8 protein-coding genes and 1 pseudogene are annotated in these 8,572 nt (G+C 67.7%); 6 read left to right on the top strand and 3 right to left on the bottom strand.

Features of this window, described 5'->3' with window-relative positions; genetic code table 11:
- Positions 1-310: 310 nt before the first annotated feature.
- Both ACIQWR_RS41170 and ACIQWR_RS41175 read left to right on the top strand, forming a co-directional pair.
- The gene (locus ACIQWR_RS41170; protein ID WP_404021226.1) at positions 311-679 is read left to right on the top strand and encodes a transposase family protein; all 369 of its coding nucleotides are present in this window, start codon (positions 311-313) and stop codon (positions 677-679) included.
- Entirely contained in the window at positions 570-1,343 is a 774-nt protein-coding gene (locus tag ACIQWR_RS41175; RefSeq protein ID WP_404021228.1) for an ISAs1 family transposase, read from the top strand. Before ACIQWR_RS41170 ends, ACIQWR_RS41175 begins: the two co-directional genes overlap by 110 nt.
- Positions 1,344-1,600: 257 nt before the next feature.
- Here the strand turns inward: ACIQWR_RS41175 and ACIQWR_RS41180 are convergent.
- Positions 1,601-1,735 (bottom strand): annotated as a pseudogene (locus tag ACIQWR_RS41180) (transposase); the annotation flags it as partial.
- Positions 1,736-1,858: 123 nt separating this feature from the next.
- Between ACIQWR_RS41180 and ACIQWR_RS41185 the strand changes: the two are divergent.
- A complete protein-coding gene (locus ACIQWR_RS41185) occupies positions 1,859-1,981 on the top strand; it encodes a hypothetical protein (protein WP_404021244.1) in 123 nt (40 codons plus the stop codon).
- A gap of 23 nt (positions 1,982-2,004) precedes the next feature.
- Here ACIQWR_RS41185 and ACIQWR_RS41190 read toward each other — a convergent pair whose 3' ends face one another.
- Together ACIQWR_RS41190 and ACIQWR_RS41195 are read right to left on the bottom strand one after the other, a co-directional pair.
- Positions 2,005-2,910, bottom strand: coding sequence for an MBL fold metallo-hydrolase (locus ACIQWR_RS41190; RefSeq protein WP_404021231.1), 906 nt, complete (start codon positions 2,908-2,910; stop codon positions 2,005-2,007).
- Between the two features lie 91 nt (positions 2,911-3,001).
- Positions 3,002-6,334, bottom strand: a complete 3,333-nt coding sequence (locus tag ACIQWR_RS41195) for a BTAD domain-containing putative transcriptional regulator (RefSeq protein WP_404021233.1) — start codon at positions 6,332-6,334, stop codon at positions 3,002-3,004.
- Positions 6,335-6,680: 346 nt separating this feature from the next.
- Here ACIQWR_RS41195 and ACIQWR_RS41200 point away from each other — a divergent pair, with 346 nt between their 5' ends.
- The 3 genes from ACIQWR_RS41200 (at position 6,681) to ACIQWR_RS41210 (ending at position 8,524) form a co-directional block, all read left to right on the top strand.
- The gene (locus ACIQWR_RS41200; protein ID WP_404021236.1) at positions 6,681-7,313 is read left to right on the top strand and encodes a DsbA family protein; all 633 of its coding nucleotides are present in this window, start codon (positions 6,681-6,683) and stop codon (positions 7,311-7,313) included.
- A gap of 138 nt (positions 7,314-7,451) precedes the next feature.
- A complete protein-coding gene (locus ACIQWR_RS41205) occupies positions 7,452-8,069 on the top strand; it encodes a YceI family protein (protein WP_404021238.1) in 618 nt (205 codons plus the stop codon).
- A 230-nt stretch (positions 8,070-8,299) separates the two neighbouring features.
- Positions 8,300-8,524 (top strand): transposase, encoded by a 225-nt coding sequence (locus tag ACIQWR_RS41210; protein WP_404021241.1) that lies wholly within the window; start codon positions 8,300-8,302, stop codon positions 8,522-8,524.
- Positions 8,525-8,572 lie beyond the last annotated feature (48 nt).

Genomic DNA, 8,572 nt, shown 5'->3' on the forward strand with positions numbered 1-8,572 from the left:
TGTGGACGAACCGGTTCCTGCTTCGATAACGCCGCCACTGAGAGCTTCTAGGCCCTCCTGAAAGAAGAGATCGGCACCCGCCTCTGGCCCGACCGCAGGGGCGTTTCAAAGTCCTGGTGATCATGTGAGTCGGCAGGCCACGGCGTGTGAGTAGTCCGAGCGAGTCCATCACGGATGCAACGAAGCTCCGGTTGAACGGGGTGACCTTCCCAAGTCGCCCTGAACCACCGGAGCTTCGATGTGTCGCCAGTCTGCCATCGCATGTCTTGTCAAGTCGCCTCCTCTGGAGGGCGTCGCGGAGCTCCCGCTGATGGAACGGCTGCGAGAGCTGCCCGATCCGCGCCTGCGACGCGGAGTCCGTCACCCGTTCGTGGCGGTGCTGCTGGTTGCCGCCTCGGCTGTGATCGCCGACGCGCGCTCGTATGCGGCGATTGGCCAGTGGTCCGCGAGTGTTCCGCAGCACGCCCTGGCCCGGCTTGGCGCTCGCGTGACGGGCGCGCTCGGGGTACGCGTCGCGCCGAGCACCGCCACGATCCGGCGGGTCATCGCCCTGGTCTGCCCCGGCGGCCGTGGAGGGCAAAGCCGCCCGCGGCTCCCGGCATGTCCAGACCCCCGCTGCCCACCTCCTGGCCGCGATGACCGGCGACGGCCGCACCGTCACCCAGCTGCGAGTTCCTGACAAGACCAACGAAATCACATGCTTCGCCGCCCTGCTGCAGCCCTACGACCTGAGCGGCGTCACCGTAACGGCCGACGCCCTGCACACGCAGCGCGACCACGCGCGCTTCCTGGTGGAAGAGAAGAACGCGCACTACCTGCTGGTGGTCAAAGCCAACCAGCCCGGTCTGCACGGCGCACTCCGCGAGCTGCCATGGAAGGAGGTCACCGCACGTCGCTACGACCGCGAGGTGAGCCATGGCCGCAAGGAGACCCGTGTCACCAGGGTCCTCACCATCACCGGCCTCGGTCTGGACTTCCCTCATGCCGGCCAGGCCCTGCGCGCCCTGCGTCACCGCACCGACCTGAAGAGCGGGAAATACAGCCGCCAGACCGTCTACGCGATCACGGACCTGACCTCCCGGCAAGCCTCTCCCCAGCGGCTCGGCCAGCTCGCCAGGTCACAGTGGACCATCGAGAACCGGCTCCACTTCGTCCGCGACACCCCCTTCGGCGAGGACGCCTCCAAGATCCGCACCGGTCACGAGCCCGAGAACATGGCGACCTTGCGCAACCTGGCTATCAACACCCTCCGCCAGCACGGGCACCGCAACATCGCCGCCGGTCTCGGCCACGTCTCCTACGACCCGTTCAACTGGCCGCTGGACCTGCTGGACATCCCCTGACCAGCCGACCTACGCGAGCACCGCGACTTTGAAACGCCCCTGGGCCCGACCGGGCCACCGCACGGGCCGAGGTCTTCGACTTCATTAAGACCTTCTACAACCGCCGCCGCCTGCGCAAGCACAAGACCTTCGGCTACCTCACCCCAGCCGAGACAGGCAACGGCATCAGCACGCCCTCGCGGCGTAGACATTGAGTGTCCGAGATCACGGGGACGCATCCGGCCGCCCAGCACGGGCTCGGCCGGCCGGTCGGACGACGCCGACCCGTTGCGCCGCCACCGCGACACCCAGCTGTGCAGCGTGCCGGAGTGCACACCGAGTTCCTCGGCGACCTCCGGGATCGGCCTGCCCGTCTCGATCACGATGCGTACAGCACCCTCACGAAACTCAGGCGTATACGTCCGTTACATCCGTTGCTTGGACCCCACAGATCCCAACCTCCCCTGCAATCACGGACTCCACGCTACGAAGGGGAGGGACAGTTCGTTGAGTGTCCGAGATCACGGGGAAACTTCATGGCGCTCATGTCGCTGGACCCGACCGGCAAGGGCCGGCGCCGCTGGACGATGCGCTGGAAGGCCCCGCTGAACGCCTTCCAGATCGCCTTCGAAGGCCGCCTGATCCCCACCAGCCACTGACCCTCAACAACCAAGATCAGCCGTTAACTGGACACACCCGCGGGTTGAGGGTGTTCGTGGTAGAAGCATCCGACGCCCTTGGCGATCCATTCCCGGCCAGTCCAGGTGGGGTAGAGCCTGGCCATCTCGGCTTCAACTTCTTCAACCGTGGTGGGTTCCGGGATGCTGGCGTCGCGGCGTCGCCACGTGTGCTCGCGCAGGCGCTCAAGGTAGGTGTGGACGTCGCTGAGGGCGCTGGCGTCGGTGAGGCCGCCGTGGCCTGGGACGACGATGGCCGGAGCGTCGATGATGAGGCGTTCCATGACGTTGATCCAGCCGTGGCCGAAGACGTCGACGTCGTGGGGCGGGAACCAGGGGAAGATGGAGAACTGGGCTGTTTCGACCAGGTCTCCGGTGAAGAGGATTCGCTGGTCGGGGACGGTGATGACCTGGTCGCCACGGGTGTGGCCGCGGCCGGTGGCGCGCATGTGGACGGTGCGGCCGCCCAGGTCGAGGTGGTAGGCGCTGTCGTAGACGATGTCGGGTTCGGTGAAGGTGACGTTGTCGAGTTCGCGGGCAACGGCGGGGCCCATGGCGCGGAACATGGGCAGGTAGCCGGGTGCGCGCTGGGTGAGATCGTCGGCTTGTGCCCGGTTGATGAGGTAGGTGGCCTCGGTGGCGAAGACGTTGGCGCCGAAGGCGTGTTCGGGGTGGAAGTGAGTGGTGGTCAGGTAAAGGCGGCGGCCGCGGGCGTACTCGCGGGCGAAGTCCAAGGTGCGCTGAGCGTTGCGGGGGCCCATGCCGGTGTCGACGACGAGGACGGAGTGGCTTCCGCCGATGACGCCGATGTTGGGGACGAGGGGGACGTTGCGGTCGCCGATGATGACGATGTCGCGGGCGGGTTCGTGAAGGTCGGTGAGTTCAACGACGGGGGCCGGGGTTTCGGGCATGGCCGGGCTCCTGATTTCTCGGGTGTGGTGATTCGGGTTTCAGGTGGCATGGGGATGCCGTCCTGGTTCCCCAGTGTCGGGGCCGGGTCCTTCAGGTTTCTTTCACCACCGTCGGGGGCGTGTGGACAGGAGTGGCAGACGCTTCCTCCGCAGGTTGGCTGTGGTGGTAGTCCTCGTGGCTGAGGAGCTGTTTTGAGTGGGGCGGCCGTAGGATGGCACGCCAGGTCCGGGCCAGTTCGGTGAGAGCCGTTGCGGCAACCGGGACTGCCGGGTGGGCGAGTTGCTGCTTTCGTTCGGGAAGCTGGGGCCACGGGGGGTGGGGGGTATTGGTCCGCAGTGCCGTGAGTGCCGCGTGCGTGCTGGCGGCGAGGACCGGTACGGCACGGTACGGCCGGGTGGCCAGGGCGGCATCGAGTGCCAGGGCGATGGTGTGGGGGTCATCGGTGTGGTCGGTCTGCTCCAGGCAGTCTGCGGCCAGGGAGGCTCGGGTCGCGGGGTCGGCGGTCGCCTGGAAGAGGACGGTCAATACCTGGACGGTCTGCTGGGGTTGGCCGGCACGGAGGTAGAAGCCGAGGGCGGCCCGGGCGTGTGTCCGGGCTCGTGTGTGATCGCCGTCGCGCAGGGCCTTGAGCGCGCGGGCGTGGTCGGCTATCGCGGTGGTCTCACTGTCCGGGCGCAGAGCGGGGACGGGGGCGAGGCGGTCGAGGAATTCGCCGGCACGTGGGTCACGGTGGGCTGCGGCGATCCGGGCGCGGTGGGCCCAGGCCAACTGCTTCAGGCCACTGAGGTCGAGTTCGGCGGATCGCTGAGCCAGGCGGTCGGCGAGGCGGCTGGCGTGTGCGGGGTTGCCGCGGGCCTCGGCGATCAGGATCAGACGCAGCAGCACTCGTAGCTGGTGCCAGTGGTTGTCCGTTGCCTGGTAGTGGCGCAGGGAGTCGTGGAGTTGTTCTTCGGCCGTGCCCAGGTTCCCGTCGGTCATATGGGCGATGCCTGAGCCCAGGAGGCAGGCCGCCAGAGTGGACTCGTCGCCGGTGGCGGCGGCCGCCCGCACGGCCTCCTCGATCATGCGGGCGGCGCCGGGACGCCTCAGGTGCTTGCTTGCCAGGCCTCCGTACGTCAGAGCCAGGGCCCTGTCAGTGGGGACGGCATCAAGGGCCAGAGCGCGGCTGGCATGGTAGACCGCCCGTTCGTGCTGGTGGGTGGCCCAGGCCAGGTGGGCGGCCCACTGGTGCCCGTGGGCGCGCGAGATCTGTGGGACGGCGGGATCGTCCAGCAAAGCAGTCAGCAGATCGTAACCGAGGTGGTCCAGGCCGCTTTGCCGCCAGTACCAGGCCAGGTCCGATGCCAGGCGCAGCCCGTCACCCGCGTAGCCCTCCCGTGGAGCGCGGGCGATGACGGCAGCCAGATTGGGGTGCTCGGCACCCAGTGCAAGCCGTGCTTCGCGCAGGCGGGGGCCAAGGACCCCTGTGCCGTGTTCAGCGGCGAAGGACACGGCCCAACCGTGTTGCCGCTGGGCTGCCTGCGCCAGGGCCGGAGAGGCTTCCAAGGCCTGCAGTGCATGGACCTGGATGGTGTTCAGTTGCCGGTAGCGGCTGCTGGCAGGACCGGCTTCAGGGACGATCAGCGACTTGCGCCACAGCTGGGCCAACACATCGACGAGCGAGGCGGCGGACAGGTCGGGAAACTGGGCGCCGGCCGCCTGAAGGCTGAGCCCCGCCGGATACAGCGACATCTCCCGCAGCACCCGCCACTCGAGGGCGTCAAGATGGTCCGTGCTCCATTCCACCGCCGCGCGCAGTGTCTGGTGGTGGGCGAGGCCACTGCGGTGGTCGCTGCGCAGGAGATCCAGGCGTTCACCGAGCTGCCGTGCGAGCTCCACCGGGGTGAGTACCGCAATGCGGGCGGCAGCCAGTTCCAGGGCCAGGGGAATACCGTCCAGAACTCTGCAGATCTCCAGGATCGCCCGCACGGTGACAGCATCCGTATGCGGATCGGTCACGAGTTGCGGGAGGCGGGCCAGGAACAGCTGACACGACTCGTAGTCCTCCAGACGGCCGCCCTCGGGAAGCCGCGCCGGAGGCACTTCCAGCGGTGGCAGCGCCAGGATCTCCTCGCCCGGCACACCCAGAGCCTCACGGGTCGTGCACAGCACCCGCACCCCCGGCGCGGCGGCGATCAGCCGTTCGGTGAACACAGTGACGCTGTGGAGGACATGTTCGCAGTTGTCCAGGACCAGCAGCGTCTCTGTCTGCCGCAACCGCTCGATGACATGACGTTCCATGTCCGGGCCGGGCTCTCCGGGCTCGAGCGCCGCGCTCACGTCCAGAGCGCGTGCGACCTGCCGTGCCACCTGACCGGCACCGCGACTGGAGCCGGTCCGCTCCCGCAAAGGGGTGAGGTCCACCCACCATGGTCCGTCGGTTCCTTCGGCAGCGGCCGCCACCTGGCGGGCCAGCCGGGACTTGCCGGTGCCGCCCGGGCCGGTGAGTGTCACCAGCCGCCGGCGGCGCAGCAGCGCGGCCAGCCGACGGCTCTCCCCATGCCTTCCCACGAACTCTGTCAGATCCGCCGGCACGTTACCGCCTCGCCGTGTCCGACGGGCCGTCGCGAAGGGATTGTTCCCCTCTTCGTCAGAGGGCGCCGTGGCACGCAAGACCACGGCGTGCAGGTTCCTCAGTGCTGTTCCCGGCTCGACGCCCAGTTCCTGCACCAGGGCACGGCGAGCGTCTGCATAAGCGGACAGGGCTTCAGCGCGCCGTCCGCCGCGGTGCAGCGCCAGCACCAGCTGGAACCAGAACCGTTCAGAAGTCTGATGGCGGCTGGTCAGCGCCGTCAGTTGTGTGACGGCATCGTCCAGCTGTCCCAGTTCGATCGCCAGGTCCATCTCGACCTCGGTCGCCCGCAGCCGTGCCTGCTCCAGGCGGGCAGCCTCCACCGGACCGAAGGGATAGTCGGCAAGCCCTTCCAGCACAGGCCCGCGATAAAGAGCCAGCGCCCGCCTAAGCCCGGTGTAAGCGTCCATTTCCTGGCCGCCGCTCCGCAGCTGCCGGGCCTCGCTGACCTCCCGTGTGAAGCGGTCTGCGTCCACTTCCAGCCCCGAGGCCTCCAGCCGATATCCGGTGCTCTGCCGTGTCAGGCGCCCGGCTCCCAACACCTTGCGGGCACGGGTAATCGCCACATACACGGCGTTGCGGGGGCGGCGGGGAAAGTCCTCGCCGTAGATGTCCTCCAGCAGCCGCTCGATGCTCAGGGTCCGGCCTGCATGGAGGGCGAGGTCGGCGATGACGGCGCTGACGCGACCCCGGGGAACAGTCACCTGGGCACCTCCCACCCGGACCAGCAACGGGCCCAGCAGGCCGATCTCCAGCTTCGGTATTCGTGAATCGCCATCCGGACGCACCGGCAGACATGACACATCGGACATAGCGGCAACCTTACCCGCGGTGATCAACTGGCCTCACCCGGAAATCCCTGCGTCCAGGCCACCAACGAGCAGGTCTGTGAACATCCCGCGTGGCGACAACAGTTCCTTCAGCTACAGCCGATGGCGTCCGATCTCGCTCCGTCCTCACTACGTCAAGGCATGCGCAGCCGGGTCGGCACGCCGGCTGGCGCGGGTCGCGGCCCCGGCGTCTGCAGGCGCAGACGGCCTGACATCGGTACACAGCGGTGAAAGACGTATGAAAGGCCTGGCCGCGAAGTTGAGGCAGTCCTGCGACAGCTCTGCCCCCCTAGCGGCTGGCGCCCCATGTGATCAAGGAGTACGTGCGATGGGCACCCTCACGACTGTGGACTTCTACTTCGACCCACTGTGTCCGTGGACGTGGCTCACCTCCCGATGGCTGACCGAGGCCACCCAAACCCGGGACATCGAGGTGCGCTGGCATGTCATGAGCCTGGCCATCCTCAACGAGAACAACCTCGACCAGATCCCCCAGCCGTACCGCGAACTGCTCGGCCCCAAAGGATGGCGACCGGTCCGAGTCCTCGCCGCCGTCGCCGACCAGTACGGCAACCATGCCGTCTCCCGCCTCTACTCGGCCCTGGGCGACCAGTTCCACCACCGCGGCGCCGGCCCCACCTTTGAAGCGATCGCATATGCCCTCGATCAGGCGAGCCTTCCGGCCGAACTGACCGAGCACGCGGACACCGGCCTCTACGACAAGGCCGTCCGTGCCTCTCACGACCGCGCCCAGGAAGTATTCGGGCAGGAGACAGGCACGCCAGTCCTGGTCATGCCCGGCGCCGACAATCAGCCCATCGCCTTCAACGGCCCCATCGTGACCCCCGCTCCCAAGGGGGAAGAGGCCGCCCGCCTGTGGGACGCCATCACCCTCCTCGCAGCCACCCCCGGCTTCTACGAAATCAAGCGACCTCGCACAGGCGACTCCGACCTCGGCTGACCAGCCAGTCCCGGACCGACTGAAAACCACAGATCAGCCGTGTCGATGGCCGCCCAAGCCGGACCTGCCCGCGGCCGCCAGCAGCACCTCCACCCCCGACGCGACACAAGCGCGCCCTCCTTCGAAACGGACACCAGCATGGCTCTCTTCACCCGCAAGAACGACGCCGCCCCCTGCACCGCCCCCGCCGCACGACAGGCGGCGCCGGAACCGGCCGAACTGACCGGCGACTACAGCATCGACCCCGCCCACAGCAACATCGGGTTCACTGTGCGCCACGCAATGATCACCAACGTCCGCGGCGCCTTCACCGAATACACCGGCACCCTCAGCCTCGACGGCACCAACCCCAGCGCCTCCAGTGCCTCCATCGACATCAGGGTCGCCAGCATCGACACCGGCATCATCGACCGAGACAGCCACCTGCGGGCCGGTGACTTCTTCGACACCGAAACGTTCCCGATGATGACCTTCCGCTCTACCCTCATCGAGCACCACGGAGACGGCTACCGTGTTACGGGAGACCTCACGATCAAGGGCACTACCCGCCCGCTCTCCATCGACCTGGAATTCAACGGATCGGCCACCGACCTGTACGGCAACGAACGCGTCGGCTTTCAGGGGAGCGCCGAAATCCTTCGCTCCAGCTGGGGGCTGACCTGGAACGCGGCACTGGAGGCGGGCGGCGTCATGGTCAGCGACAAGGCCAAGCTCACCTTCGACATCTCCGCCATCAAGACCGCGGCACCGGCCTGACCGCAAAGCCAGCTGTGACTGCCCTCCACCGCGGGGCATTGAGCTTGACTCTGTCGGGGATCTTGGAGTTCTCCTGTGCGGCAGCATGATCAACGGTCATGCTCGGGCTGTTCCATTGGCCCGTGCAATCGTCGAGGTGCCTGTTGTCCCTCCGCCCCCGTTCCGGTGAGCAAGTCCCGCTTCTGACCGCGCAGATCGCTCGGGCGAGTAACCCGGGCGGCACCACGGCGATGTGGGTGAGAGACCGGCTGGACGAACTGTGGCGTGACGAGGAGTTCGCCGACTGGTACCCGCGTGACGGGCGTCCGAGTCTCTCGCCCGCTCAGCTGGCCACTGTCTGTGTGCTGCAGTTCGTTCTCGGTCTCTCGGACAGGCAGGCAGCCGAGGCGGTCCGCTGCCGTATCGACTTCAACCCTGGGTATTCAGCGGAATTGGGTGATCTGACGTTCCGGTAGCAGAAAGGTGCCGCTGGCCTGCAAGGATGCGAGTGTCTGGGTCGTATC

The organism is Streptomyces sp. NPDC098789 (assembly GCF_044759975.1).
Lineage (GTDB): Bacteria > Actinomycetota > Actinomycetes > Streptomycetales > Streptomycetaceae > Streptomyces.

Excerpts from the sequence above, each read along its gene's own strand:
- ACIQWR_RS41170 (WP_404021226.1), top strand. The coding sequence starts at position 311 with ATGGAACGGCTGCGAGAGCTGCCCGATCCGCGCCTGCGACGCGGAGTC.
- ACIQWR_RS41185 (WP_404021244.1), top strand. The coding sequence starts at position 1,859 with ATGGCGCTCATGTCGCTGGACCCGACCGGCAAGGGCCGGCGCCGCTGG.
- ACIQWR_RS41190 (WP_404021231.1), bottom strand. The coding sequence starts at position 2,910 with ATGCCCGAAACCCCGGCCCCCGTCGTTGAACTCACCGACCTTCACGAA.
- ACIQWR_RS41195 (WP_404021233.1), bottom strand. The coding sequence starts at position 6,334 with ATGTCCGATGTGTCATGTCTGCCGGTGCGTCCGGATGGCGATTCACGA.
- ACIQWR_RS41200 (WP_404021236.1), top strand. The coding sequence starts at position 6,681 with ATGGGCACCCTCACGACTGTGGACTTCTACTTCGACCCACTGTGTCCG.
- ACIQWR_RS41205 (WP_404021238.1), top strand. The coding sequence starts at position 7,452 with ATGGCTCTCTTCACCCGCAAGAACGACGCCGCCCCCTGCACCGCCCCC.
- ACIQWR_RS41210 (WP_404021241.1), top strand. The coding sequence starts at position 8,300 with ATGTGGGTGAGAGACCGGCTGGACGAACTGTGGCGTGACGAGGAGTTC.